Source organism: Pseudomonas sp. Eth.TT006 (assembly GCF_054456575.1).
Map to the genome: position 1 here is coordinate 230530 of NZ_JBTJEN010000004.1, position 25986 is coordinate 256515.

Genomic DNA, 25986 nt, shown 5'->3' on the forward strand with positions numbered 1-25986 from the left:
TACAGGGTTTCGGGGTTATTTCAAATGCAGCAATAGTCGGCCTTCGCTGTCGACGCTGACGCTCAGCCCTTCATAACTGTCGATGGTCGCATGGGAGGTTTCGAGGGGGTGCTGATGCGTGGTGGTGATGATCATCAGCGCCGCGCCCGCCGCTTCGGCGGCCTGGATGCCGACGGCAGCGTCTTCGAATATCAGGCAATCGCGCGGATCGAGTCCCAGGCGTTGCGCGGCCAGACGATAGCCGGCCGGATCCGGTTTACCGACCGTTACGTCTTCAGCGGTGATCATCAGCGCTGGCTCGGCAATCCCCGCCGCCGCCATGCGCCGCAACGCCAGAGCCCGGGGCGCCGAGGTCACCATCGCCCAGCGCTCGGCCGGCAGGCGGTTGAGAAACGCCGCCGCTGCGGGGATCTGCACGATGCCTTCCACGTCATCGATTTCCGCCTGTGCGATGAATGCCGCTTGCGCCTCGGCATCGACGCCCGGCAGGTTCAGACGGCGGATGGTGTCGATGGCGCGAGCACCATGAATGGTCGGCAGGAACATTTCGACATCAACGCCGTGGCGTTCGGCCCACGCCGCCCACACCCGCTCGGCGGCGGCGATGGAATTGAGGACGGTGCCGTCCATGTCGAACAGGAACGCGCCGAACGCGCGGTCGAAGACGTTATCGTGAGCAGACAAAAGGTCGCATCCTCTGACAATACTGGGCGGATTGGCCGGGCAATGTAGCATTGTTGCCCGGCAGCTTGCCGCCGCCAATCAGTGCGGGCGCTGAGGCTTGGACTTGAAGGCGCTGTCCACACAATCGAGCAACTGGCCGATCGCCCAAGGCTTCTTGATGAACGCCACCGAATGCTTGACCCCCGAGGTCTCCGGGGTTTCATAGCCGGACATGATCATTATCGGCTTGTCGGGCCAGCGATCACCCACCAGATTGGCCAGCCCGGCGCCGTTGATTTCGCCGGGCATGGTGATGTCGGTGAGCAGCAACGCCACTTCCGGCGCGTGCGTCTCGAGATACACTTTGGCTGCGTCGGCGCTGGTCTGCGGTTCGACCTTGAATCCTTCGTCCTGAAGAATTTCGCACAGAAACTCCAGAATCAACGGATCGTCCTCAACCACCAGAATCAACCCGCCAGGAAGGTGCGCACTTGGCGTCGGTGTTGGACTCATGAACTGACACTCCCTGATTTCATTAACGTTTTAGCGACTCGAATCCGCTACTTAACAGGTATGAGCGGCGCGCCCTGCATAAATTCATTTTTGATACGGGTCTTTTCCTGACGGTCATCGATGGCCTTGGTCGTCGGGCGTTCGCCAGGCGATTTTTGTGGTTAAAATGCCGGCCCTTTTGCTTGCCGATCGTGACTGATGAACCCTGAAGCCCTCGCCACCCTCCGCGCCCATCTGCTGCCCGCACTCGCTGCAGCACCGAGCGAAACCCGCCGTCTGTTCCATGGCCGCGGGCGTTGCTGGCCGGGGCTGGAGCAGTTGACGGTGGACTGGCAGCAAGGGGTGGTGCTGGTTTCGTTGTTCAAGGAACCGGCGCCGGAGCAACTCGAAGCGCTCAAACACTTGCTGCTCGACGTCAGCACCTCGGCCGAGTGGCAGCAATCCGGCGCACACACCTTGCTGCTGCAACATCGCTATCTGCCGCAAAGCACCGCCGAATGGCTGCTGGGTAATGAGATTGACGAGATGAGCATCGTCGAGGGCGGCTTGCAGTACCGCGTCGACCTGGGCCGCAAGCAGAACGCCGGGCTGTTTCTCGACATGCGCTACGGGCGCAATTGGGTCCGTGAGCAGGCGGCAGGCAAACGCGTGCTGAACCTGTTCGCCTACACCTGCGGGTTTTCCGTGGCGGCGATCGAGGGCGGCGCCAGCCATGTGGTCAACCTCGACATGTCCCGCGCCGCGCTGAGCCGGGGTCGTGACAATCATCGCCTGAACGGGCACGACCTGAGCAAGGTGAGTTTCCTCGGCCACGACCTGTTCAAGTCCTGGGGCAAAGTGATCAACAGCGGCCCGTACGACCTGGTGATCATCGATCCGCCGTCGTTCCAGAAAGGCAGTTTCCTGCTGACCAAGGACTATCAACGCGTGCTGCGTCGCTTGCCGGAACTGCTGACGCCGCAAGGCACGGTGCTGGCGTGCATGAATGATCCGTCGTTTGGATCGGATTTCCTGATTGACGGAGTGACCCAGGAGGCACCGAGCCTGCGCTTCGAGCAGCGGCTGGAGAATCCGCCGGAGTTTCCGGATGTCGATCCCGAGAGTGGCCTGAAAGCCCTGGTCTTCAAACGCACAAACTGACATTCCGTTCTCTCGCAAACACCGTCACCCCCTGTGGGAGCTGGCTTGCCAGCGATCGCGGTATTCCAGGCGTCGAGGATGCCAACTGTGCGGCCCTCATCGCTGGCAAGCCAGCTCCCACAGGTATTGTGGTGGCTCAGGCAGCCGGCAAACAGCTCGACATCCCCGTCCCATGCCGCGCCCTAGCAATGCTTCTTCCTATCGCGCGACTAGCGGTACTTGAGTCGCCCCCCGCACGTTCCCATGATGAAGCTACGCAGGCGCTTCACTCCTGGGCGTTTGCGTAGAGAACGGGTGTTCTGAACCCAAAGCAAGCCCGTTCCTTGTTGCATGCACCACTTGAGCCTCGTGGGCTCTACTACTCCCCATCAAAGAGCTTCGAGGCTCTTTTTTTGCCTGTTTTTTGCCTCAGCCTCAATGCAGCGTCAGGCGCTGGCGGACGAACTCTTCGGTGTGCCGGGTCACTTGATCCAGGTGCCGGTCGCGCTGTTTCTCGGCATCGAGCATCGCGCGCTTGCCGTTTTTCTGCAGCAGATAGGTGTGGATCTGCTGCACTTCCAGCGAGCGATAGATCGGTGTGGTGTCGATAAAACCGCGCAGGCCATTGCTGCGGTAATGCCGGGTGCTCATCAGTACCTGCGTTTCACGCGCGCCGAGCACCTCGAAGCCCAGCGCTTCGAAGTGCGGCACTTTGCCGACGCTGCAGGTCAGCTCGACGTGCGGATAACGGCTGACCATCTCTCCGATCATCGCGCGCGCCACGCCCTGGCGCCGATAGCCTTCGCGCACCGCCATGTAGGCGACGCTGCACGCCTCCCAATCGCCCTGCACCGGCAGGTACAGGAGGAAACCGATAACCGTTTGCGGATCATCCTCGGCGATCGCCACCAGCAACTCCACCTCGGTGCCCTTCTCGCCGTTCAGCGCCTCCAGATACAGATGCACCTCATAGCCGACCGCGTACTGATAAACGTTGTACAGCAGGTTGCTCGGGCCGAGGCCGACCGCACTGATGTCGGTCAGGTAGTCGACCACCAGTTGCAGAATCTGGCTGTTGACGCTTTCTGGGCATGGGGATTTGTAGTGGGTGATGCGTGGCATGACAGCTGAACTCCGACGGAAAACCGCGACATCATACCGTGTCCCGATGCCTGCTCTTTGTAGGAGCTGCCGCAGGCTGCGATCTTTTGATCTTGTTGTTGAAAAAATCAAAAGATCGCAGCCTGCGGCAGCCCCTACGTGTCGTTCTGAAGAAAATTTCATCTGCCAGGGAGCGGATCTTTCGCCGATTTGGCGTCCAATTCTTCAACTGCGTGATCTGTTCGCGCAGGCCTCTCGAGGAGTTGTCATGAGCGTTTTGCGTTCGCTGTTCCAATGGCGAAAGTCCCTGCTGCTGGTACCGATGACGCTGGCGGCGCTGGCCAGTGCGCCGGTGTTCGCCGAGCAGGTAGTCATCGTCCAGCAGGCACCACCGCCGATGCGCGTGGAAGTGATGCCCGGACCGCGTCCCGGGTATGTATGGGATCAGGGCCACTGGCGTTGGGAAGGACGCGGTTACGTGTGGCTGCCCGGCCACTGGCAACCGGTGCGCTACGGCGCGCACTGGAAACCCGGTCACTGGCAGGCGCGCGGGCCGAACTGGTACTGGATTGAAGGCCACTGGGCGCGTTGAGCCCGACCATCCTGCACACTTCATCTATCGGGGACACCACCATGTCGCGAACCTTGAAAACTTTGCTCGCCGCCTCGCTGGTCGCAATCACCTTGTCCGGCTGTATTGTTGAACCGGTGCGGCCGCATCGGCCACCGCCGCCGGTAGAGGTCGTGCCGGTGATGCCCGCCCCCGGCTATCACTGGGTTGCCGGCCACTATCGCTGGGATGGCCGTGAGTGGCGCTGGGCACCGGGCCACTGGCGCGCTTATTGATCGTCAGGCGTGGCGTCACTGTTGTGGCGCCACCACCTTGAACTTGATCGCAATGTCGTTGGACACCACGCTGTCCGCCCACTCTCCCGCCCCGAGTCCGAACTGGTCGCGCTTGAGCACCAGTTCGCCATCGAAGATGCCGATCGCGCTGTCCGGCTTCAACTCGACCGGCACCTGCACCTCGCGGGTGATGCCTTTGAGCGTGAGTTGCCCGGCGATCAGATAGTGATTGTCGGTCACCTGGGTAAAGCGGCTGGACTCGAACACCGCCGTGGGAAAGCGCTGGGTATCGAACCATGCCGGTTTCACCAGCTCGGTGTTGGCGTCGCTGCTGCCGGCGTCGATGCTGGTGAGGTCGATGTGCAACGTGGTGTGGGCAGTGGCGAGGTTGTCGCTGTCGAATTGCAGCGTCGCTTCGAACTTGCCGAAGGTGCCGTACATCAACGAGCCCATCTGCTTGTAGGTGAAGCTGATCTGGCTCGCGGTGGTGTTGACGCGATGGTATTCAGCGGCCTGCGCGACGCCCGTGGCGCACAGCCAGGCAAACAGTGCCGCAGCGGTGAATCGAACACCCATGGGATTCTCCAGCTTCGAGGCCTCGACTGACTTAAGCAAACAACCCGTGGTTACGCCATGTCAGCGGTCTCCCGCGGTGGATCAGGCTCAGACCAGCCGCTCGATCTTCTGCTGCTGCCAGACCAGTTTGTAATACAGCGTCTGCAGCACCAGCATGCCCAGATACGCCACCGGAAACGCCATCCACACGCCCTGCAAACCGTACTGCCCGTCCAGCCAGTATGCCGCCGGCAATTGCACGCCGACCACACAGACAATAGCGATCGCCACCGGCACCAGCACCGTGCCGCTGGCGCGCATGATGCCGCCGATGATGGCCTGGAAGCCGAACACCAGCAGGCTCCAGAGCATGATGTGCAACAAGTGTTCGGCCATGGCTCGGGTCGAATCATCCGTCAGGAACAAGCCGAGCAACCAGTGCGACAACAGGTACCCGAGCACGATCAGGCCGCCGGTCAGGCACACATTGATCAACAGCCCGGTGCGCAGGATTAGCGCCAGGCGTTCCAGGCGTCCGGCACCAATGGCCTGAGCGCCAAGGATCGAGGCGGTGATCGCAATCGACAGCGCCGGGAACTGCACGTAGTTGACGATCTGCGTCACCGCGCCATACGCCGCCGTGGCCTGCGAGCCGTGCTGATTGACCAGCGCCAGAATCACCAGCTCCGAGAGTGATAACACAATCATCTGCACCCCGGTCGGAAGACCGATGCGCAACACCTTGCCGAGAATCGCGGTGTCCAGGCGCAGGGCGGCGAAAAACTCCCGGTCCGGCGCCAGCGGATGCTTGTTGCGAATCAGCCGCCATGCCAGCCAGGCCATCGCCGACAGGTTACCGGCCAGCCCGGCGAACGCCGCGCTCTGAATTCCCAACGGCGGCAAGCCGAGCCAGCCGCGAATCAACACCGGCGTCAGTGCCAGCCCGACCGAGGTCGAGACAATCAGTGCCAGCAGCGGCGACACGGTATCGCTGACCCCGCGCAGCAACTGCGTGAACAGCACAAACACCAGCAGCGACGGCAGGATCCACATCATCACGTGCGCATACGCCACCGCATCGTCCAGCACATCCGCCGGCGTGCCCAACCCTTGCAACGCCGGGCGCGCAAATACGCTGCCGAGCACCGCCGCCAGCAAGCCGATCAACACCCCGAGCAATAAAGTCGACCCGGCAATCGCCTTGACCATGTGCGCCTCGCGCGCGCCCCACGCCTGGCCGATCAGCACACCCGCGCCGGCCCCCAGCCCGATCACCAAGGCGATAAAGAAGAACACGATCGGAAACATCCCCGACACCGCCGCCAGCGCCTGCGTACCGAGCATCTGCCCGATGTAAATGCTGTTGACCGTGCCCGACATCGATTGCAGAAAGTTGGACAGCACCATCGGCGCAAGGAACAGCAGGTAGGTTTGCCAAAGGGGTTTATGGGTGTCCGGGGTCTGCATTGAGGATCCGTCTCGGGGTGGGAGGTGCGAGGGATCTTACGCTAGATGAGCGGGTTAAAGTCGGTCGACATCGCCCGCGCCCAAGGCTTAAATGGCGGCACCCTTTTTCATGGAACACACCTGCCCATGACTCCGTTGCGAAATGCCCTGAGCTGTTCCCTGCTGCTGGTTTTCGGCCACATGGCTCACGCCGCCGAAGCGCCCGCGCCCGCCGAAACCTTGCGGCCCTTGCTGACCACCCTCAACGAACGCCTGAACATTGGCGATCTCGTCGCGCTGAGCAAATGGGACAGCGGCAAGCCGATCCAGGACAGCCCGCGCGAGGCGCAGGTCATCGCCAATGCGCGGACGCTGGCCAGCCAACGAAAGCTCGATCCCGACGACGTGGCACAGTTGCTCGCCGCGCAAATCGAAGCCAACAAACTGGTGCAGTACGGACTGCTGGCGCAATGGCAAGCAGCAGGCCATGCACTGGACACGCCACGACCGGATCTGGCGCAGCAGATCCGCCCGCAACTGGACGAGCTGCAAAACCGTCTGCTGCAGCAATACGCCGACTTCGTGCCCTATCGTCGCGATCCCGCTTGTCCGGTCTGGCTGGCCAAGGCGCGACAGGGTTTGACCCATGATGCACTGCACGAACTGGCCCTGACCCGCGCCAGCGCAGAGCTGTGTATTCGCGCGCCAGGCCTCTGAATCGGGGGTTGTGGCACACATTGCTGGCGTCGATAGTTACCATCACGCCAATGAAGTTCTCATAAAAAATCCGCGGCGTAACATCGGCTCCAGACAAACCAACTACATCCCGGAGCACACGATCATGAAACGCCAAACCATCCTCGGTATCGCATTCTCGGTTCTCGCAGTTAACGCTTTTGCAGCAACTTCTGTTCACACCCTGGTCGCTGAAGGCGGCTCGGACAAGTTGATTGAAAGCCGTCTGGCTGAAGGTGGTTCTGATCGTTTACAGGAGCGCCGTGTAGCCGAAGGCGGTTCGGATCGTCTGCTGGAACGCCGTGTAGCCGAAGGTGGTTCGGATCGTCTGCTGGAGCGCCGTGTAGCCGAAGGTGGTTCGGATCGTCTGCTGGAACGCCGTGTGGCCGAAGGTGGTTCGGATCGTCTGCTGGAACGCCGCGTTGCCGAAGGTGGTTCGGATCGCTTGATGGAACGTCGCGTTGCCGAAGGTGGTTCGGATCGTCTGCAGGAACGCCGCGTTGCCGAAGGTGGTGCGGATCGTTTGATCGAGCGCCGCGTCGTCTGAATCGACGCCAGCAGCACCGCCCATACAAAAGCCCGGCCTGATCAGCCGGGCTTTTGCGTTCAACCGCTGTTTACTGAGCGGTTTTCAGCTTGATCACATCACCGGAAATCTTGGTGGTGTAGCCGCTCAATACCCACGCCCAGAACCAGTTTTCCTGAACTTGAGTGTTGATCATGGCATCGCCGCCCTTGGCTTCGATGGCCGCAGTCTGCGCGCGCACGAAGCGGCTGTTCTGCCGGATCGGGATCACGCCGAACAGCATCAGACCGGTGGCGGTCGCTTCACTGTGGCCAAGCACGGTGTATTGGCTGCTGTCGTAGTGTTTGGTGTTCATCGGGGTGCCGGTGCAACCTGCCAGAACCACACCGAACAGTGCGGCGGCGACTACTTTGCTCAGATACTTCACTGCAAACTCCATGGGTAGTAGCCCGAGATCCGTTTCTCGGGCGGCGCACACTTTACCGGAGGTGATGGCTTATTAGTATCAAAGTCGACAAATTTCATGCAGTACGACCGCCGTGGCCTGCCCGTCATAGAGAGCGTGTTGTTTTTTATCCAACCCGGTTCAGTTTGCCGCAGCCTGCGTGCTCAGATACGCCAGCAAATTATCGATCTTCTCCTCATCGCTCAGCCCCCAGAAAATCATCCGCGTCCCCGGCACTACACCTTTGGGGTCTTTCAGATACGCCGTAAGGGTCGCGCGATCCCAGGTCAGGCCGGAGTTTTTCATCGCGTCGGAATACACGTAGTTGGCCGAGGTCCCGGCCGCCCGGCCGAGGATGCCATTGAGTTGCGGGCCGAACCCCGGCCGCGCGTCCGGGCCGACCTGATGGCAGCCGCCGCAAAGACGCGGGAAGATTTTTTCGCCGGCAGCGGGGTCGCCCGCGGCACGCGCGGTGCTGTTGAACAGAACGGCGGTAGCGGTGAGCGCAAGCAGGAGTGCAACGGTGTTTTTCATCAAAGTTTCCAAAACGGGGTGATGCAGTGGCGGCAAGGCTAACATTTTGTAATGAGGGTGCTTTTTACAGGTAAGCGCCAATGACCTTTCTGACGGTGATCAACGCCTGCCGCAACACGTCCATTTGCACCGAGCCCAGCGCCAGCCGAATCGCGTGTGGCACATGCGCCGACACGGCAAACGGCTCGGCGGTGGTCACGGAAATCTGTTGCTGCATCAACTCCACCACAATCTGATCGGCGCGCACGTCTTCCGGCAGTGGCAGCCACAGGAAATAGGAGGATGGATGGCCGATGCAGCGCAGCCCTTGCAGCAACTCGGCGGCCAGCGTTTGCCGCGCTTGGGCGTCGTCGCGCTTTTGTTGTTCCAGCAGGCTGACGGTGCCGTCATCAAGCCAGCCGCACGCCAACGCGGTCATTACACCGGGGGTGTTCCAGGTGGTGGCGCGGATGACTCGCTCCAGCGCCGGCACCTTGGGCAGCGGCGCCGCAATGAAACCGACACGCAGCCCCGTGGCGATGTTCTTCGACAGTCCAGACACGTACACCGTGCGCTCCGGTGCGAGCTCGACCAATGGCCGCGGCGGGTTTTCCACCAGAAAGGCGTAGGCCGCGTCTTCGATGAGGGTCAGATCATACCGCCGGGCGAGCGCGACCAGTTGCTCGCGCTGTTCCAACGGTGTCACCCAGCCCAACGGATTGTGCAGCGTCGGCATGCTGTACACGGCGCGCACCGAACGGCCGCGGCAGAGCTTATCCAGCGCCGCCAGATCCGGCCCTTGGTCACCGGGCGGCATCGCCACGACTTCCAGGTGCAGCGCCTCGGCCAGCACCTTGAACCCGGAATAGGTCAGCGCATCCGCCGCAATCACATCGCCGGGTTTGAGCAGAGCCATCAAGGTCACCGCCAGCCCCTGCTGGGCACCGTTGACGATCAGTATTTGCTCGGCATTTACATGCACGTCGCGGTCCTGCAAATGCCGCGCGATGGAGGCGCGCTCATGCTGGCGCCCGGCGTGGGGTTGATAACGCAGCGAGGCTTCCAGATCCCCCGACAGCGCCAGTTGGCGCAGGGCGTTGCGCAACAGATCGGCCTGACCGGGCAAGGACGGGTAGTTGAAATTCAGATCGACCATGCCCACCGCCACGTCTTTCTGATCGATGCCCTGCCCCGGCGCCAACGAGGTTTCACGTACAAACGTGCCGCGTCCGGTTTCGCCACTGACCAGGCCCATGGCTTCGAGTTCGGCATAGACCCGCGATGCCGTGACCAGTGCCAATCCTTCACGGGTCGCCAGTTCGCGGTGGGTGGGCAGGCGCATACCGGGCGCCAGTCGGCCCGAGCGAATGTCCGTGGCAAAGGCGTCAACCAGGGTCTTGTAGCGCGAGCGCGGCATGCCGGATGTATCCATGACAATTATTTGATTGTGCTGATTCTCGACCTCAGGATGGCGCCAACGCAACCCTACTTTTGAGTGACCCTTGATGGAACGGACTTCGGACCTGACTAACCCCGCCCTGGAAAAAACCAGCGGCTGGATCAACGGCTTGATCGGTGTGGTGATTTTCAGCGGATCACTTCCGGCCACGCGGCTGGCAGTGCTGGAGTTCGATCCGGTGTTTCTCACCGTCGCCCGCGCGGCCATCGCCGGGCTGCTGGCAGTGGCCCTGTTGTGGTTGTTTCGTGAGCGGCGACCGACGAAGGCTCAATGGTGGTCATTGAGCATCGTGGCGCTGGGGGTGGTGCTCGGATTTCCGTTGCTGACGGCGCTGGCCCTGCAACACGTGACGTCGGCGCATTCGATCGTGTTTGTCGGATTACTGCCACTGGCCACGGCGATTTTCGCAGTCTTGCGCGGCGGCGAAAGACCGCGCCCGGTGTTCTGGCTGTTCTCGCTGCTCGGCAGCGGCCTGGTCGTGGGCTACGCCCTGGCGCAGGGACTCAGCGCCTCGCCGACCGGTGATCTGCTGATGCTCGCGGCGATTCTGGTCTGTGGCCTGGGTTACGCCGAAGGCGCCAAGCTGTCGCGCACCCTCGGCGGCTGGCAGGTGATCTGTTGGGCGCTGGTGTTGTCGCTGCCGCTGATGGCCGCCGCGAGTCTGTGGCTGGCGCCCGCCTCATTCAGCCACATCAGTTGGTCGGCATGGTTGTGCCTGGCTTACGTGGCGCTGTTCAGCATGCTGATCGGATTCGTGTTCTGGTATCGCGGTCTGGCCCAGGGTGGGATTGCTGCCGTCGGACAATTGCAGTTGCTGCAACCGTTTTTCGGTCTGACACTGGCCGCGACCTTGCTGCATGAACAGGTCAGCATCGGCATGCTCGCGGTGACGCTGGGGGTGATTCTGTGTGTGGCCGGAGCAAAGAAATTCGCCAGCTAACCCTCAAACGCTGCCCTTCCATTCCCGGGGGCTGAGCCCGGTCTTGCGCCGAAAGGCCCGGGCCAGCGCCGAAGGGCTTTCATAACCGACCTCTTCAGCGATCAGTGCAATCGGCCGGCCCTCACGCAGGCGCTTCTGCGCCAGACTGACGCGCCAGCTCAGCAGATAATCGCCCGGCGACTGCCCGACCACCCGGCGAAACTGCTCGGCGAACCCCGCGCGCGACTGGTTGGCGGCGGCCGCCAAATCCGCCACGCGCCAAGGTTTGGCCGGCTGCTCATGCATCAGGGTCAGCGCGCGGGCCAGACGCGGATCGGCCAGCCCGGCCATCATCCCCGGTTGCTGCACGCGGCTGCTGATCAGATGCCGCAACAGCAGGATCACCAGCAGCTCGAACAGCCGATCCATTACCGCCATGCGCCCGCAATGACCGTCGAACGCCTCGCGAAACAGCCACTCCAGGGTGTTGCTCAGCTCCGGTACTTCAGTGAGCTTGAGCAGCAGATAGTCCGGCAACGCAGCCGCCAGCGCATTGCCCGAACCGCCGTCAAACGTCAGCGTGGCGCAGACCAGTTGCGCGCCCATGGCTTCGTCGGCGGACATGCGGTGCGTGAAAGGTCTGGGGAAGAAAATCAGCGACGGCTCGACAATGCGGATCTCACGCTCAATGCCGGGCTTGAGCAGCAATTCACCGGCCTGCAACAGATGCACATGCCCGACGGCTTCGTCCTCGTGCAAACCGAGTCCGCAAAAGCTGCCGCTATGAAAGGTACCGGCGTTCACGCCGAAATGGCTGAGCAGCGTGGACAGACGATCCATGGAAGTCTCCCGAAGCAAGTCTGGACGATCTGTCGCATATCCTCGACGATCTGCTGCCAAAGCACCAGCCGTGCTCCATAACATGAGCTCCATCCCCGGCGCACTTCGCACCGGACTTCTGGAGAATCACCATGAGCCGCATCCATGCCATCAGCCTTGAACACGCCACTGACGCCACCCGCCCGACACTGGAAGGCGTGAAGAAAAAAATCGGCTTCCTGCCGAATGTGTTCGCCACCCTGGCCACCGCTCCGGTCGCCCTGGAAACTTACGTGCAGGCCTCGACGATCCTCGGCAAGACCTCGCTGAGCGCCAAGGAAAAAGAAGCCGTGTATCTGGCCACCTCGCAGGTCAACGGCTGTGATTACTGCCTGGCGGCGCACAGCCTGTTCGCCAGCAAGGCCGGGCTCTCGGCAGAAGACATCGGCGCGGCGCGCCAAGGCGAACTGAACGCCTACGCCGCCCTCGCCCAGCAGTTGACGCAGAGCCGTGGCCACTTGAGCGACGAGCAGATCGCCGCTGCTCGCGCTGCAGGTATCGACGACAGCAAGCTGATTGAAGTGATTGCGCTGGTGGCGGTGCAGACGCTGACCAACTACCTGAACAACGCGGCGCTGACCGATATCGACTTCCCGCCGGCTGCGTGAAGGCAAAAAAAGAGCCCGCTCGCGATTAATGGATCAACGCTATCGCGAGCGGGCTCGTTGCCAAGATTGTTCAGTGATGTTCAACACCAGCGCGTTTCAGCAGCTTCTTGCAGCGCTCAGACAGATGAAACACCTGCAACTCCTTCCCCGCCTTTTCGTAACGTTCGCGCAACGTTTTCAACGCGGCAATCGCCGAATAATCGACAAAACTCAGGTGCCGACAATCCAGCGTGACTCTGGCCGGATCATTGGCCGGGTCGAACTGATTGAGAAACGGTGTGGTCGAGGCGAAGAACAGCGTGCCGTGCAGGCGGTAGAGTTTGCTGCCGTCGGCTTCCAGGTGCTCATCGGCGTACAACTCGCGGGCCTGCTGCCAGGCGAAGTTCAGTGCGGCGATGATGATCCCGCACAGTACTGCGGTCGCCAGGTCGGTGATTACGGTGATGGTGGTCACCGCGATGATCACCAGCACATCGTTGAGCGGCACTTTGTTCAATACGCGCAACGAGGCCCAGGCGAAGGTCTGCTGCGAGACCACGAACATCACGCCGACCAGCGCCGCCAGCGGAATGCGCTCGATCAGCGGCGACAGGAAGAGGATGAACAACAGAATCAGCAGCCCCGCCACCACCCCGGACAAACGCCCGCGCCCACCGGAGCTGAGATTGATCACGGTCTGGCCGATCATCGCGCAGCCGCCCATGCCACCGAACGCACCGGAGACCACGTTCGCCGCGCCCAGCGCTACGCATTCGCGATCCGGGTAGCCACGGGTTTCAGTGATTTCGTCGGTGAGATTGAGGGTCAGCAGGGTCTCCAACAGGCCGACCAGCGCCATCAGAATCGCGTAAGGCGCGATGATGCGCAGGGTGTCCAGGTTCCACGGGATGTCCGGCAGCGCGAAGGACGGCAGACCGCCGGCGATGTGCGCCATGTCGCCAAGGGTGCGGGTCGGCAGGCCGAACAGGTAGACCAGCAGCCCCACACCAAGAATCGCCACCAGTGCCGGCGGCACCGCGCGGGTCAGGCGCGGCAGCAGGTAGACGATGGCCATGGTCAGCAGCACCAGCCCGCTCATCAGGTACAACGGCGTGCCGCTGAGCCAGTGTTCGCCGCTTTTGAAATGCTCCAGTTGCGCCAACGCAATGATGATCGCCAAGCCGTTGACGAAGCCGAGCATCACCGGGTGCGGCACCATGCGCACCAGTTTGCCCAGGCGCAACAACCCGAACGCCATCATGATCAGACCGCCGAGCAACACCGTCGCCAGCAGGTACTGCACGCCGTGCTGCACCACCAGCGCGACGATCACCACGGCCATCGACCCCGCCGCCCCGGACACCATCCCCGGCCGCCCGCCGAACAACGCGGTCAACGTACAAATGATGAAGGCGCCGTACAGGCCCATCAACGGATTGAGCTGGGCCACCAGCGCGAACGCAATGCATTCGGGCAACAGGGCGAACGAGGTGGTGAGTCCGGCCAGGACATCGGCGCGCAGACGTTGTGGTTTCATGGTTTACCTGACTGGGCGGCCAACGGGCGTGGCCGCGGATGTTCGCGAAAATGAGGGGGGCGGATGTTACGGAATAGTTCGGATTCGGGCCAGCGATCGCTGACACCCGTCGCCACGCAATTTATGCTGACGGGCTTGTGCCTGAAAATCGAGTACGACCATGACTGCATTGTTGAGTGCCCGCGAGGTTTGCCAGCGCTTGCGCGAAGCCGCACTGGGCGTGCGGGTTTTCAACCTGCACCCGGTGCCTGGCGAGGCGGGTCTGGTAAAAGTCGATATCGAGGGCTGGTGCCTGTTACTGGATGTCGAGGGCGGACGACTGCATCACTGTGAACACTGCCGTTGCCCGGACGGTCGCGAATGGCGTTTCAACGCCCGTTATGGCACTGATCCGGTCAATTTGCTGAGTACCTGGGAGTTGGCGCAGATCGAACATTTGCTGAGGCAGAATCGGCTCGAAACAAACTGAGCATTTCATGGGCAAAGACGGTTGCCCAATGATGGCACTCTGCCCATAATCCGCCCCCTCCTATTCCTCACGCAAGGAAACGCCGTGAACAAGTCTCTGTTGTTGATCCCGATGCTGGCCGTGTTGCTGCAAGGTTGTGGCATGACCATGACCCGCTATGAGCCGAGCTACGAAAACGTCCAGAAGCTCAAGCAGACCCCGCCCCTGCATGCGATCAGCAATCCGCAAGTGAGTGCCGAGTCCGGCGAAGGTTCGCTGGTGGTACGCGCCAACCCGGTGCGCTCGCCGTCCGGCAGTATCCCGGCGCACATTCAGGACGCCATCACCGAAGAACTGCGCAAGGCTGGCCTGCTCGATCCGCAAGCCCAGCGTCAGTTGAAAGTGCTGGTGGTGAAAAACAACCTGTCGGCCGGCATGGGCACCGGTGATGGCGAACTCGCTGCACGCTTCACGCTGCTCAACGGGCAGAACGTGGTGTACGACGCGACCAAAAATGTCAGCAGTCAGTGGAGCAGCAGCTTCTTCGGTTTCATTGCGATTCCGAATGCAGTCAACGCCTACAACCCGATGCTGCGCGATCTGCTGAAGGAACTGTACAGCGATCCGCAGTTCATCCAGGCCCTGAAATAAGGGCAAAAAAAGAGCCGCAATCGCGGCTCTTTTTTTTGGCATCACGCCCGTGGAGTACGGGTATCGAGAGCCGAGTATTTCAGGGTGTTGTTGTCGATCATCTGCTTGAGCAGCGCGTTGACCTGACGGGCGAAGGTGTCATTGATCGCCTCTTTCGGCGTGTTGCCCATCAGCGGGATGAACCAGATACCGAACCAGGTACCGACCGCATCATGGTTGCTCGCAGTGGTCAGCGCCTGACCTGAGGCGTCAACGGCTTCGAGGCTCATGGTGTACTGATCGGTACCGTACGCCGGGATCACCATCAGACTGAAACCACTGATAAAGGCCAGCACCATCGAACCGGCATTCGGCGGATGGTTATACATTTTCAGACGCAGGCTGTAGTCGCCCGGTTGCTTCTGGAACTCGTCCAGCGTGACCCGGCCGAACAGACCCGAATCGCTCAGAATCTTCTGCAGCTCAGGCTTGAGCTGATCGCGCGCCTGCGGCACCTTTACCGCCGAAGCGCTTTTTGGCTCGCCCTGATAAAAGTCGAAGTCCACATAGACGTTGGGCTTGTTGGCGTAGCTGGCCATCGATGGCAGTTTGACTGGCGCCACTTCGTCTTTGGTGAAACTGGCACAGCCACCGAGCGCAAGTACCACGCCCAGCGCCAGGATTTTCCCGAATTGCATGTTGTCTTCCCTATGTGAATCGAGCCAAGTGATATCAAAGAGCCTCCATTGCGGAGGCCGGGCGGATTCTAGAGAGAGACGCTGTTCGAGGAAAGACCGGATCGGCAAATTCAAGCAAAAAACTGGTCAGCCCTGACGCAGGACGGGCTTGTTGGCGTAGTTATTGTTTCGCTGAATACCGGCCGCCGAGAATCAGGGCATGAAATCCAGCGGCAAAGGCTGACCATTCGCCATGCGCTGGTGCCAGGCCTGCATCACATCGGGTAACCGGGTCTTCCATTGCGCTGCGTTGGTGTAATAACGGACACGGGTATTTCCCTGACCATCGTAGGCCATCAGCATGACCCAAAACCGACTGTCGGGCGTGCTCATGAACAGGGCAGTGCCACCCAGGCCGCGCATCCATATTTCTCCGACCTGACTGTCCGGCACATCGTGACTGGAGTCGCCGTCCATCATCGAGCCGGATGTGTCCACCAGCGTCTGATAATCGGCCTTGAGCAGCGCGCGCAATGTCTGGTCTTCCTCGAGCGTGCGGGCCAGACCAAGACTCAGCAAGTCGTAATCCAGTTTTACCGGCTGATCGGAAATCACATAACGACCGGCGTAGAACACGCCCATTCCCCCGCCACAATCGGCGTCCGCGCCGTCCTGCGTGACATTGAGTATCCCGTTGATCGCGGCAAAACTCAGTGCACATTGTCCTTCGGCGTAATCGGCCTGCGCGCCCTTCAAAACGGCAACGCCCGTCAGATCGCCGGAGTTGCCGCCATTCTGCGCGGAAATATCGAACGTGATATGTCCGGCGTCGCGTCGTCTGGTGGTTATCTCCGAGGCTGTCGCAGGGCTGCCGGGAATGAGTTGCCACGTAGCGTCCCAACTGAAAGGTGTAGCCGCGTATTCGAGTTCGGCAATTCGCATCAGGTATTCCCGACGCAAACAAGCCAGCTGTTGAGCGCAGCCGTTGCGGTTCTTCAGCCATTGCCGCTGATCAGTCTTGAGCGCTTTGGGATCAGCCACTTTCGCCAGAGTCTGCGGCCAAAGCCCACCCAGCTTTTCATCGAGGCTGGAGAGATAGGGGTCACTGCAAATCGCTTTTTCAGTCGGGCTGCCAGCGCTGGCGCAATCGAAACTGCTGGCGTGGACGGCGGGAATAAATATCAGGGAAGCCAGCAGAAAAGCGTGGCGGGGTTTGAGCAATGACATCGACAGATTCCGTTCTTCAGGGCGACGGCATTATGCCAGTGACGTGTTGCCAGTGCTGCCGCCTTCGCGAGCAAGCCCGCTCCCACAGGGGATTTGTGCTGGACATGGGATCTGTGCGCACGACCAATCACTGTGGGAGCGGGCTTGCTCGCGAAGGCGTCGTGTCAGCCAACACTTGCGGTACAGGCAGACCGCTTTCGCGAGCAGACTCACTCCTACACGGGACTCAGGCTGGAAATGGGATCTGTGCGCACCACCAATCACTGTGGGAGCGGGCTTGCTCGCGAAGGCGTCGGGTCAGCCAACACTTGCGGCACAGGCAGACCGCTTTCGCGAGCAAGCCCGCTCCCACAGGGGATTTGTGCTGGACATGGGCTCTGTGAACACCACCAGTCACCGTGGGAGCGGGCTTGCTCGCGAAGGCGTCGTGTCAGCCAACACTTGCGGCGCAGGCAGACCGCTTTCGCGAGCAGGCTCACTCCTACAGGGGATTTGTTGCTGGACATGGGATCTGTGAACACCACCAATCACTGTGGGAGCGGGCTTGCTCGCGATGACGTCGTGTCTGCCAACACTTGCGGCACAGGCAGGCCGCTTTCGCGAGCAAGCCCACTCCCACAGGGGATTTGTGCTGGACATGGGATCTGTGAACACCACCAATCACTGTGGGAGCGGGCTTGCTCGCGAAGGCGTCGGGTCTGCCAACACTTGCGGCACAGGCAGACCGCTTTCGCGAGCAAGCCCGCTCCCACAGGGGATTTGTGCTGGACATGGGATCTGTGAACACCACCAGTCACCGTGGGAGCGGGCTTGCCCGCGATGACGTCGTGTCTGCCAACACTTGCGGTACAGGCAGACCGCTTTCGCGAGCAAGCCCGCTCCCACAGGGGATTTGTGCTGGACATGGGATCTGTGAACACCACCAATCACTGTGGGAGCGGGCTTGCTCGCGAAGGCGTCGTGTCAGCCAACACTTGCGGCGCAGGCAGACCGCTTTCGCGAGCAGGCTCACTCCTACAGGGGATTTGTGCTGGACATGGGCTCTGTGAACACCACCAGTCACCGTGGGAGCGGGCTTGCTCGCGAAGGCGTCGAGTCAGCCAACACTTGCGGCACGGGCAGACCGCTTTCGCGAGCAAGCCCGCTCCCACAGGGGATTTGTGCTGGACATGGGATCTGTGAACACCGCCATTCACTGTGGGAGCGGGCTTGCCCGCGATGACGTCGTGTCTGCCAACACTTGCGGCACAGGCAGGCCGCTTTCGCGAGCAGGCTCACTCCTACACGGGACTTGTGCTGGACATGGGATCTGTGCGCACCACCAATCACTGTGGGAGCGGGCTTGCTCGCGAAGGCATCGTGTCAGCCAACACTTGCGGCACAGGCAGACCGCTTTCGCGAGCAAGCCCGCTCCCACAGGGGATTTGTGCTGGACATGGGATCTGTGCGCACCACCAATCACCGTGGGAGCGGGCTTGCCCGCGATGACGTCGTGTCAGCCAACACTTGCGTCGCAGGCAGACCGCTTTCGCGAGCAAGCCCGCTCCCACAGGGGTAATCGTTAACTTTGGAAACTGATCTCTGCCGCGGGTTTGACGTCGATGCGGGCGGTAGCGCCAGTCAGATGCGCCAGATCCTTGTTGTGTTCGGCGATGATGTCTTCGGCGCGCATGTTGCCGTTGTCGACAGTCGAATGGGCGTCTGCAGTGAGGACGACGTCGTAACCTAGATTATGGGCCTGACGTACGGTGGCGTTGACGCAGTAGTCGGTCTGCAGGCCGCAGATGATCAGACGTTCGAAATCTTCGATGGGCAGCAGTTTGCCCAGCTCGGTCTGGTAGAACGAATCCCGGGTGGTCTTGCGTACCCGCAGATCCTTCGCGTCAGTCAGCAAGCCCTCGGCCAGTTGCCAGCCTGCGGCACCGTGGGCCAGCGGGCTGTCCGTTTCTTCATGCTGAATCAGCACCACCGGCACGCCGGCGTCACGCGCGCGCTTGCTCAGTTGGTTGATGGTGGCGATGACGCGCTGGATGTCGAAGCACTGGTATTCGCCCGCACAGAGAGCCTGCTGGACATCGATGATCAGTAATGCGCTGGACATGAGGGCCTTCCTTGATCGAACCGTAAGATGGGGGGCGGATCTGCCCCGCCCCCATCTTTTACGCCTGTCAGTAGCCCAATGACAAGCCGGTGTTGCGCCGTGGATCGTTGGCACCGTAGAAGCGGTTTTTACCCACCGGTTTGCCACCCAGCGACGGCGCGCCGACCAGGATCGCCGCAATGTGGTTGGCGTCCTGCGGCCCGGCGAACTTGTGGCCCCAGCTCTCAAGGATCTTCTTCGTGTCGGGGCTGGCGGCGAAGTCTTCGAGGTTGGTTTCCTCCGGCATCCATTGCTGGTGGAAACGTGGTGCATCGACCGCTTCCTGCAGGCCCATGCCGTAGTCGATGACGTTGAGCATGGTCAGCAAGGTCGCGGTGATGATCCGGCTGCCGCCCGGAGTACCGACCACCATCACCACTTTGCCGTCCCTGGTGACGATGGTCGGGCTCATCGACGACAGCGGGGCTTTGCCAGGAGCGATGGCGTTGGCCTCACCCTGCACCAGACCGTACATGTTCGGCACGCCGACCTTGGAAGTGAAGTCGTCCATCTCGTCATTGAGGATCACCCCGGTCTTGCTCGCCATCACACCGGCACCAAACCAGTCGTTGAGGGTGTAGGTCACCGACACCGCGTTGCCCCACTTGTCGACGATCGAATAGTGCGTGGTGTTGTTGCCTTCATGCGGCGCGACGCCGGGTTTCAGCTCGGCGGAGATCCCGGCCTTTTGCGGCTGGATCGCATCACGCAGTTTGATCGCGTAGTTTTTGTCCAGCAGGTGCTCGATCGGGTTCTTGACGAAATCCGGGTCGCCCAGATAGCTGTTGCGGTCCACATAAGCATGGCGCATCGCCTCGATCTGGTAGTGCATGCCCTGCGCCGAATGGAAGCCCAGATCCTTCATCGGATAGCCTTCGAGAATGTTCATGATCTCGCAGATCACCACCCCGCCAGAGCTGGGCGGTGGCGCCGAGACCACGTGGTAGCCACGGTAATCGCATTCCACCGGGGCCAGTTCGCGGGTCTTGTATTTGTCGAGGTCAGCCTGGGTGATGATGCCTTTGTTGGCCTGACTCGAGGTGACGATGGCGTCGGCCACCCAGCCTTTGTAGAAGCCGTCGGCGCCTTTTTCCGAGATGGTGCGCAGGGTTTTCGCCAGATCTTTCTGCACCAGTTTCTGCCCGACCTGCATCGGCTCGCCGTTGTGCAGGAAGATCGACCCGGAGTCGCGCATGTCCTTCTTGAACACATCGGTGGCGTAGTCGAGCAGATCGACGTCGCCCTGCTCCAGTTCGAAACCGTCTTCGGCGAGTTTGATCGCCGGCGCGATCATCTCCTTGCGTGGTTTGGTGCCGTACTTGCTCAGCGCCAGCTCCATGCCCGACACGGTGCCCGGCACGGCCACCGCGAGATGGCCACGGGTACTCAGATCCGGGACGACGTTGCCGTCCTTGTCGAGGTACATGTTGGCGGTCGCCGCCAGCGGGGCTTTTTCGCGGAAGTCGAGGAAAGTCTTGCGCCCGTCCGCCAGTTGAATGGTCATGAAACCGCCACCGCCGAGGTTGCCCGCTGCGGGGTACACCACCGCCAGCGCATAGCCCACGGCAACCGCAGCGTCCACGGCATTACCGCCGTTTTTCAACACATCGACGCCAACGTGCGAGGCCAGATGTTGAGCGGTGACGACCATGCCGTTCTCGGCGGCAACCGGTGCCACCGAGGCGGCGTGGGCCATGAGGCAGCTCAACGCCAGTGACGTCGCAATCAGCGTTTTAGCCAAAGGTTCGTACTTCATGAGTCGATCTCTTTTTTGTTTTAGGGGCTGTGCCAAACAGAGGGGAACGCTTGAAAAGCCACAAGCAGTATGGCCGCTATTGCGATTTGCGCCTCCCGGATCAGGCAGTATGCTGGCGCTCTCGCCACGTCGATCAGGATACTTGTCCATGTCTTACACGTTCATCACCCTGCCCTCACCGGTCGGCGAATTGAAGCTGGTGGCGAACGGCGCACGACTGGCGGCCATCCTCTGGGAAAACGACAAACCGGGCCGGGTGCGCCTCGGGCCGATGACACCAGCACCGGATAATCCGTTGCTGCAGAACACCGCGCGCCAGTTGCAGGAATACTTTGCCGGCCATCGCGATTGCTTTGATCTGGAGCTGGACTTTGCCGGCACCGACTTTCAGAAGAAGGTCTGGGCGGCGCTGCTGACTATCCCCTTTGGCGAAACCCGCACCTACAGCCAGATCGCCGAACAGATCGGCAATCCGACGGCGGTGCGTGCGGTGGGCGCGGCGAACGGGCGCAATCCGCTGTCGATTGTGGCACCGTGTCACCGGGTGATTGGCGCGTCGGGGAAACTGACCGGGTTTGCCGGGGGGCTGGAGGCCAAGGAGCGGTTGTTGGCGTTGGAGGGTGGTAACCGGTCGGTGGTGGGCAAGACCGGGGAGTTGTTTTAGCAGATCAAAAGATCGCAGCCTGCGGCAGCTCCTACCGGTCGAACACATTTCAAAGTAGGAGCTGCCGAAGGCTGCGATCTTTTGCTTTATCGGTTAAACAGGTTATTCATCGCCGCATACTGCAACAGCATGATGGTCTTGGCATCGCAGATCTCGCCGCGCTGGAATGCCGCCAGGGCCTCATCGAACCCCCACTCCAGCACTTCCAGCTCTTCGGTTTCCTCTTCCAGGCCACCGCCCTCACTGACTTTCGACTGCGCGTCGTACTCGGCGATGAAGAAGTGCAGTTTCTCGGTCACCGAGCCAGGGCTCATGTAAGCCTCGAACACCTTTTTCACCTCGTGCACGCGGTAACCGGTTTCCTCTTCGGCCTCATCGCGAATGCGTTGCTCCGGTGCAGCGCCTTCCAGCAGACCCGCCGCCACTTCGATCAACAAGCCATCGTGGCCGTTGACGAACACCGGCAGACGGAATTGGCGGGTCAGCACTACCGTGCGTTTCTCGCGGTTGAACAGCAGAATCGCGGCGCCATTGCCCCGGTCGTAGACCTCACGGGTCTGACGCTGCCAGTCGCCATTGTTGCGCAAGTAATCAAAGGTGATTTTCTTCAGCAGGTACCAGTCATGGGACAACACTTGAGTGTCGACAATGTTGACCCGTTCGGCGGTCTTGGGCATGACGCCTGTTCCTTTTGCTCTTCGGAAAACGCCCATCTTCGAATAATCACGCCCACAAAAAAAGCCCGGCAGCGCTACCGGGCTTGTTCATTTGCGTTTAACGGGCGAGACGCGCCAACGCCTCGTCGGTTTCCTGCACCGCTGTTCGTGCACCGTGAATCAGTGGCCCATAACGCCGACTGAACTCCCAGTTGTACGGCACGCGGTCCTTGCTGACGCCGTTGTCCCAGTTTACCGACCAGGTCATCAGGCCCTTGATCGGCAGCCCTTTGATCGCCAGACGCTTGAGCGCGTTGCCGACTGCGGTGCTGTCGATCACATAGCCGGTGGCAGCGGCATCAACGTTGGCCGGCAGGCCGATAACGAACTTGTCCGCCGGGATTTTGGTGAAGCCGCGGGTGCCGGTTACCAGGCTTTCGGTCAGGTAATAGAGGAAGTCCTCTTTCAGCGCGTCGTTGTTCTGCGCGATCCACGCGCCATTGCCGTTATTGGCCTCCGGCACCCAGACCCCGTCGCCGCCCTGGTTGTAGAACTGCGGGGCGATGAAGTCGTAGTAGCCTTCCAGCGCCTGCAGGTAACCGACGTATTTGCCGTTGCTGGTCAGGTACGGAAACTCCGGGGCCATGCTGATGATGAAGTGCTTGCCCTGGCCTGCGTAGTGATCCTTGACCAGCTTCAGCGCGGCGGGCAGTACGGTCTTGTTGGCCGCGAAATCAATCGCGCTCTGCTCAAGATCGATGTCCAGCCCGTCGAAGCCGTAGGTTTCCACCAGACGGATGATTTCATTGGCCAGCGGCTGCTTCTGCCCGGCGCGCAACTCGATGTGCGCATCAGCGCCGCCGAGGGACAGCAGCACCGCCCGCCCCTGGCTGTTGAGCACGCCGACCTGGCGGCGGAACTCGGCATCGGAGACGTTGTACGGCTTGAAGGTCGGTATCCCGCTGCCCTTCATGAACGCCACCGCGACCACGTTGTACTCCTTGGGTACCGCCTCCAGCGCGATCTCGGCGAAGCGGCCCTGACGGTAGCCGTCGCTGGCACCGGCCGGCCAGTTGTGCCAGAAGCCCATGAGGATCTTCTTGCCGGCGATGCTGGGCATCAGCGAAGCCGCGTCGGCTGCCTGGTTTTGCACGAGGGTAAAGTCGATGTTTGACATGTTCTAATCCTTCAGAACCTGTGGGTTTGGCATGACGCCGTTATTTGAAGTCGACGTCGAACGCCTGATAGAACGCGTTGCCGGTATTGGCGACGATCCACATCAGCACGATGACGTGATGGCCCTTCTTGCTGGCCGGCAGTTTCACTTCGTGATCGACCTTGGCCTTCATCTCACCCGCATGACTGTAGTACGGAACCTGAGTGTAGAAATCCTCGAAGAACGGCTGCGCTTCCAGCTGCGCACGGCTGATGCGCTGCTGCGGGTCCCAGCCATCCTTGGTGATCAGCCAGCGATAACCACGGGTGGTGTGCGGCGCGGTGTACGCCCAGGTGACCTTGAGGGTCTGGCCTGGAGTGACGTTGAGCAGCGGCCACTCGAATGGCCGGTTGAGCTTCTTGCTCATCTCGGCGCTGGTGAAGTTCACGCAATCGCGGGCATCGGTCTTGCCGCCACTGAGGATGTAACCGTCGGCGGGCGGCGTGACGCTGTCACTGTCGGAGCCATAAGGTGCCGGGAACGGCCCGGCCACCAAGGCCGGGAAGTTCTTGCCGCCTTCCATTTCGTTGACTTGCCAGCCGGCCAGCAGACCGAGGTCGATGGCAACCGAGCCTCGGCTGGCTGGAGAGGTGACGCGACCGTGTCGCAGTTGAGTTTCAGCTAGTGGTTGATTCATGTTTTTCACTCCGTTGATTTAAGAACTCTCCTTCCCGAGGAGAGGCCTTCAAGCTAACGGAGGTGGTTTTTTTGTCCATCGGCGGTTTTGTCGCAGGCATTCGCGGTGAACCACCGAAAACCCCGAAAATACTGGATGCATATACAGCCATCTACGACAAAACCCACCTGACGCTTAGCCAAAGACCTACACGTCGACACTGCAAAAACCGCGATTCAACGCTTAGGGCAATTGCGCGCGATATTCTTTTTCGTATTCGCCGGCGAGCTGTTGCTTTTGCTTGTCGTCGAGCAATTTGCCGGCCATCTGGAAGAACTTCTGCTCTTCTTCCTTCAGGTGATGATGGACCTTGTCCGAGAGTTTCTTCGCCGTGGCCAGCCATGCCGGACTGGACATCTCGGTCTCGTCCAGTTCTTCCATCATCTCGTCCATCTCGTGGTGTTCGGAGATCGCGTGGCGGCTGAGGTCGACGCCGTTGTCGAACTCCATCAGCGGAATGTAGAAATGGCGCTCCTCAGCGGTTTCATGGGCCTGCAGCTCAGCCTTGAACTGCTTGTAGGCCTCCACCCGCTCCGGAGTATCACCGCTGGTTTCGATCAGGGCTTTGGCGTAACTGCGCTGACGTTCATGGCTTTCACGCAGGGCTTCGAAAATATTCATGGGGGTCCTCATCAACCGCGTTCGAAATGACGCTGTAAGCGCTAGACCCCGGCGCGACGGCGGCGGTTCCACGGCCATCAACAAGGACTTGGAATACGCCCTGCGGGCAGGATAGGCTGCGGCTTCACCTCACAAGGAAGTTGCGCATGACGCTGCGAATCGAGCTGTCGAAAAAACCTACGGAAGAACAGCGCAAGGCGATCCTCGATCCACTGGTTGCCTATAACGATGCCCAGACTGGCGGCAGCACGTCGGAGCCTTTCGCACTGTTGGTGCGTGATGAGCACGACGCGATTCTCGGCGGTTTGTATGGTCGGGTGATTTTCCAGTGGATGTATATCGAGCTGCTTTCAGTGCCGGAACAGGGGCGCGGCCAGGGCATTGGCTCGAAACTGATGGGCATGGCCGAAGAACTGGCCAACCAGAAAAACTGCCTGGGGATCTGGCTGGACACCTTCGATTTTCAGGCGCCGGGGTTTTACAAGAAGCTGGGGTTCAGCCAGTTTGGCGAGATTATCGATTACCCGCCGGGGCATAGCCGGCATTATTTCCAGAAGCGTTTGATCAGGTGAATTCACTGGCCTGCTCGCGATGACGGCAGCCGCCTCAACCCATGATCAAAGGCAAGTCGCCAACGCCGCCAACCGACGCTTGGCAACAAAATCGTCCTTCTGCGCGTAGTAATTGAGCACGGTCCCCGAGGCATCGCTGGTCAAGTCGACAAACGATTCCGCCGAACGGGTGTACACCGTCGACCCGCCCTTCTTGCCCGGCTGCAGATACGCGCCGGCATCCACGCCGAACACTGCTTCGTCCTGCCAGCCGAATTGCACGCACTGGGCGACGACTTTCTCCGGTTTGTCCGAGGTCAGGACCTTGTACGGGGCTTTGCTGCGAGAATCGTCCATTACCGAACCCGCGCAACCGGCCAGCATCGTCGCGGCCAGCGCTACCATCAGAATTCGCATTGCATTCGCTCATTCAGAAAAAAGCGGACTGTATCACCGCAACCGGCGAAATCGTTGTGCTTTACTGCATTTATAGCGCGACAGGTACGGGCTGCTGCGGCACCCTAGGGCCATCAGCCTCACAAGGAATACCCATGGCGCCCACCGATCAGCGACATGAACACGCCCTCAAACTGTTTCTCGACGCGCGTCCTGAACTGCGCGAAACCCTCGATCATCTCAACCCGCTGCTGGCCCAGGCCAAGGGTGAAACCCAGGCGCAGTATCGTGAAGAGCGCCTGCACGAAGCCTTCGAAGCCGAGGCGGAAACGCTTGGTTTGTTCGCTTGGGAGTTAACCTTGCAACTGACTGCAGAAACGCCGGAGGACTATCAGGCGCAGCGTCTTGACGTGCATCGTGAAGTCGCGGAAATGGCCGGGATGGACTGGCTGGAGTATTGCGACCTGTACGGGCTGCAACCGTAA

At 60.9% G+C, this 25986-nt stretch carries 30 protein-coding genes and 1 pseudogene; 12 read left to right on the forward strand and 19 right to left on the reverse strand.

The window, feature by feature from the left end; genetic code table 11:
* Positions 1–15: 15 nt before the first annotated feature.
* Positions 16–684, reverse strand: coding sequence for an HAD-IA family hydrolase (locus ACXR0M_RS08760; protein ID WP_458831530.1), 669 nt, complete (start codon positions 682–684; stop codon positions 16–18).
* A gap of 78 nt (positions 685–762) precedes the next feature.
* Positions 763–1176, reverse strand: coding sequence for a response regulator (locus ACXR0M_RS08765; RefSeq protein ID WP_458831531.1), 414 nt, complete (start codon positions 1174–1176; stop codon positions 763–765).
* Between the two features lie 198 nt (positions 1177–1374).
* On the opposite strand from ACXR0M_RS08765, the gene ACXR0M_RS08770 reads away from it, so the two are divergent.
* A complete protein-coding gene (locus ACXR0M_RS08770) occupies positions 1375–2316 on the forward strand; it encodes a class I SAM-dependent methyltransferase (protein ID WP_458831532.1) in 942 nt (313 codons plus the stop codon).
* 414 nt (positions 2317–2730) lie between these two features.
* Here ACXR0M_RS08770 and ACXR0M_RS08775 read toward each other — a convergent pair whose 3' ends face one another.
* Positions 2731–3417, reverse strand: a complete 687-nt coding sequence (locus tag ACXR0M_RS08775; protein ID WP_458831533.1) for a GNAT family N-acetyltransferase — start codon at positions 3415–3417, stop codon at positions 2731–2733.
* 247 nt (positions 3418–3664) lie between these two features.
* On the opposite strand from ACXR0M_RS08775, the gene ACXR0M_RS08780 reads away from it, so the two are divergent.
* Both ACXR0M_RS08780 and ACXR0M_RS08785 read left to right on the forward strand, forming a co-directional pair.
* On the forward strand, positions 3665–3988 hold the full coding sequence (locus ACXR0M_RS08780; RefSeq protein ID WP_458831534.1) for a YXWGXW repeat-containing protein: 324 nt from the start codon (positions 3665–3667) through the stop codon (positions 3986–3988).
* Between the two features lie 41 nt (positions 3989–4029).
* The gene (locus ACXR0M_RS08785) at positions 4030–4242 is read left to right on the forward strand and encodes a YXWGXW repeat-containing protein (protein WP_047601629.1); all 213 of its coding nucleotides are present in this window, start codon (positions 4030–4032) and stop codon (positions 4240–4242) included.
* Between the two features lie 15 nt (positions 4243–4257).
* On the opposite strand, the gene ACXR0M_RS08790 is transcribed toward ACXR0M_RS08785, so the two are convergent.
* Both ACXR0M_RS08790 and ACXR0M_RS08795 read right to left on the reverse strand, forming a co-directional pair.
* Positions 4258–4818, reverse strand: a complete 561-nt coding sequence (locus ACXR0M_RS08790) for a YceI family protein (RefSeq protein WP_458831535.1) — start codon at positions 4816–4818, stop codon at positions 4258–4260.
* Positions 4819–4905: 87 nt separating this feature from the next.
* Entirely contained in the window at positions 4906–6264 is a 1359-nt protein-coding gene (locus ACXR0M_RS08795; protein WP_458831536.1) for an MATE family efflux transporter, read from the reverse strand.
* A gap of 126 nt (positions 6265–6390) precedes the next feature.
* Between ACXR0M_RS08795 and ACXR0M_RS08800 the strand changes: the two genes are divergently transcribed.
* Both ACXR0M_RS08800 and ACXR0M_RS08805 read left to right on the forward strand, forming a co-directional pair.
* A complete protein-coding gene (locus tag ACXR0M_RS08800) occupies positions 6391–6960 on the forward strand; it encodes a chorismate mutase (protein WP_458831537.1) in 570 nt (189 codons plus the stop codon).
* 124 nt (positions 6961–7084) lie between these two features.
* Positions 7085–7525, forward strand: coding sequence for a phage infection protein (locus ACXR0M_RS08805; protein WP_458831538.1), 441 nt, complete (start codon positions 7085–7087; stop codon positions 7523–7525).
* 70 nt (positions 7526–7595) lie between these two features.
* On the opposite strand, the gene ACXR0M_RS08810 is transcribed toward ACXR0M_RS08805, so the two are convergent.
* From ACXR0M_RS08810 to ACXR0M_RS08820, 3 genes are all read right to left on the reverse strand, one after another.
* Positions 7596–7931 carry a hypothetical protein gene (locus ACXR0M_RS08810; protein ID WP_458831539.1) on the reverse strand — a complete coding sequence of 112 codons (336 nt, stop codon included), beginning with the start codon at positions 7929–7931 and terminating at the stop codon, positions 7596–7598.
* 159 nt (positions 7932–8090) lie between these two features.
* Positions 8091–8483: a c-type cytochrome gene (locus tag ACXR0M_RS08815; RefSeq protein ID WP_458831540.1), complete on the reverse strand. Its 393-nt coding sequence runs from the start codon at positions 8481–8483 to the stop codon at positions 8091–8093.
* A gap of 64 nt (positions 8484–8547) precedes the next feature.
* Complete coding sequence (locus tag ACXR0M_RS08820) at positions 8548–9879, reverse strand: aminotransferase-like domain-containing protein (RefSeq protein ID WP_458831541.1); 1332 nt, start codon at positions 9877–9879, stop codon at positions 8548–8550.
* A gap of 88 nt (positions 9880–9967) precedes the next feature.
* Between ACXR0M_RS08820 and ACXR0M_RS08825 the strand changes: the two genes are divergently transcribed.
* Positions 9968–10861 carry a DMT family transporter gene (locus tag ACXR0M_RS08825; protein WP_458831542.1) on the forward strand — a complete coding sequence of 298 codons (894 nt, stop codon included), beginning with the start codon at positions 9968–9970 and terminating at the stop codon, positions 10859–10861.
* Positions 10862–10864: 3 nt separating this feature from the next.
* On the opposite strand, the gene ACXR0M_RS08830 is transcribed toward ACXR0M_RS08825, so the two are convergent.
* Positions 10865–11680 (reverse strand): cupin domain-containing protein, encoded by an 816-nt coding sequence (locus tag ACXR0M_RS08830; protein ID WP_458831543.1) that lies wholly within the window; start codon positions 11678–11680, stop codon positions 10865–10867.
* Positions 11681–11811: 131 nt separating this feature from the next.
* Here ACXR0M_RS08830 and ACXR0M_RS08835 point away from each other — a divergent pair, with 131 nt between their 5' ends.
* Positions 11812–12327, forward strand: a complete 516-nt coding sequence (locus tag ACXR0M_RS08835) for a carboxymuconolactone decarboxylase family protein (RefSeq protein WP_458831544.1) — start codon at positions 11812–11814, stop codon at positions 12325–12327.
* A gap of 70 nt (positions 12328–12397) precedes the next feature.
* Here ACXR0M_RS08835 and ACXR0M_RS08840 read toward each other — a convergent pair whose 3' ends face one another.
* Positions 12398–13843, reverse strand: a complete 1446-nt coding sequence (locus ACXR0M_RS08840; protein ID WP_458831545.1) for a SulP family inorganic anion transporter — start codon at positions 13841–13843, stop codon at positions 12398–12400.
* 160 nt (positions 13844–14003) lie between these two features.
* On the opposite strand from ACXR0M_RS08840, the gene ACXR0M_RS08845 reads away from it, so the two are divergent.
* A complete protein-coding gene (locus ACXR0M_RS08845; protein WP_458831546.1) occupies positions 14004–14312 on the forward strand; it encodes a DUF7693 family protein in 309 nt (102 codons plus the stop codon).
* Positions 14313–14396: 84 nt separating this feature from the next.
* Positions 14397–14942 carry a hypothetical protein gene (locus tag ACXR0M_RS08850; protein ID WP_458831547.1) on the forward strand — a complete coding sequence of 182 codons (546 nt, stop codon included), beginning with the start codon at positions 14397–14399 and terminating at the stop codon, positions 14940–14942.
* 41 nt (positions 14943–14983) lie between these two features.
* On the opposite strand, the gene ACXR0M_RS08855 is transcribed toward ACXR0M_RS08850, so the two are convergent.
* The 4 genes from ACXR0M_RS08855 to ggt form a co-directional block, all read right to left on the reverse strand.
* Complete coding sequence (locus ACXR0M_RS08855; protein WP_458831548.1) at positions 14984–15619, reverse strand: hypothetical protein; 636 nt, start codon at positions 15617–15619, stop codon at positions 14984–14986.
* 192 nt (positions 15620–15811) lie between these two features.
* Positions 15812–16825, reverse strand: a complete 1014-nt coding sequence (locus tag ACXR0M_RS08860; protein ID WP_458831549.1) for a lysozyme inhibitor LprI family protein — start codon at positions 16823–16825, stop codon at positions 15812–15814.
* A 1561-nt stretch (positions 16826–18386) separates the two neighbouring features.
* Positions 18387–18926 (reverse strand): cysteine hydrolase family protein, encoded by a 540-nt coding sequence (locus ACXR0M_RS08865; protein ID WP_458831550.1) that lies wholly within the window; start codon positions 18924–18926, stop codon positions 18387–18389.
* Positions 18927–18993: 67 nt separating this feature from the next.
* Positions 18994–20721, reverse strand: coding sequence for a gamma-glutamyltransferase (ggt, locus tag ACXR0M_RS08870; RefSeq protein ID WP_458831551.1), 1728 nt, complete (start codon positions 20719–20721; stop codon positions 18994–18996).
* A 148-nt stretch (positions 20722–20869) separates the two neighbouring features.
* On the opposite strand from ggt, the gene ACXR0M_RS08875 reads away from it, so the two are divergent.
* Positions 20870–21385 (forward strand): methylated-DNA--[protein]-cysteine S-methyltransferase, encoded by a 516-nt coding sequence (locus tag ACXR0M_RS08875; RefSeq protein WP_458831552.1) that lies wholly within the window; start codon positions 20870–20872, stop codon positions 21383–21385.
* An 86-nt stretch (positions 21386–21471) separates the two neighbouring features.
* On the opposite strand, the gene ACXR0M_RS08880 is transcribed toward ACXR0M_RS08875, so the two are convergent.
* From ACXR0M_RS08880 to ACXR0M_RS08895, 4 genes and pseudogenes are all read right to left on the reverse strand, one after another.
* Positions 21472–22062: an NUDIX domain-containing protein gene (locus ACXR0M_RS08880; RefSeq protein WP_458831553.1), complete on the reverse strand. Its 591-nt coding sequence runs from the start codon at positions 22060–22062 to the stop codon at positions 21472–21474.
* Between the two features lie 154 nt (positions 22063–22216).
* A pseudogene (locus ACXR0M_RS08885) lies at positions 22217–23218 on the reverse strand (chitinase); the annotation flags it as partial.
* Between the two features lie 40 nt (positions 23219–23258).
* The gene (locus ACXR0M_RS08890; RefSeq protein ID WP_458831554.1) at positions 23259–23894 is read right to left on the reverse strand and encodes a lytic polysaccharide monooxygenase auxiliary activity family 9 protein; all 636 of its coding nucleotides are present in this window, start codon (positions 23892–23894) and stop codon (positions 23259–23261) included.
* A gap of 222 nt (positions 23895–24116) precedes the next feature.
* Positions 24117–24554, reverse strand: a complete 438-nt coding sequence (locus ACXR0M_RS08895; RefSeq protein ID WP_458831555.1) for a hemerythrin domain-containing protein — start codon at positions 24552–24554, stop codon at positions 24117–24119.
* A 146-nt stretch (positions 24555–24700) separates the two neighbouring features.
* Here ACXR0M_RS08895 and ACXR0M_RS08900 point away from each other — a divergent pair, with 146 nt between their 5' ends.
* Positions 24701–25126 (forward strand): GNAT family N-acetyltransferase, encoded by a 426-nt coding sequence (locus tag ACXR0M_RS08900; protein WP_458831556.1) that lies wholly within the window; start codon positions 24701–24703, stop codon positions 25124–25126.
* 45 nt (positions 25127–25171) lie between these two features.
* Here the strand turns inward: ACXR0M_RS08900 and ACXR0M_RS08905 are convergent, their stop codons facing one another.
* Complete coding sequence (locus ACXR0M_RS08905) at positions 25172–25522, reverse strand: hypothetical protein (RefSeq protein WP_458831557.1); 351 nt, start codon at positions 25520–25522, stop codon at positions 25172–25174.
* Positions 25523–25656: 134 nt separating this feature from the next.
* On the opposite strand from ACXR0M_RS08905, the gene ACXR0M_RS08910 reads away from it, so the two are divergent.
* Positions 25657–25986 carry a DUF6388 family protein gene (locus tag ACXR0M_RS08910; RefSeq protein WP_458831558.1) on the forward strand — a complete coding sequence of 110 codons (330 nt, stop codon included), beginning with the start codon at positions 25657–25659 and terminating at the stop codon, positions 25984–25986.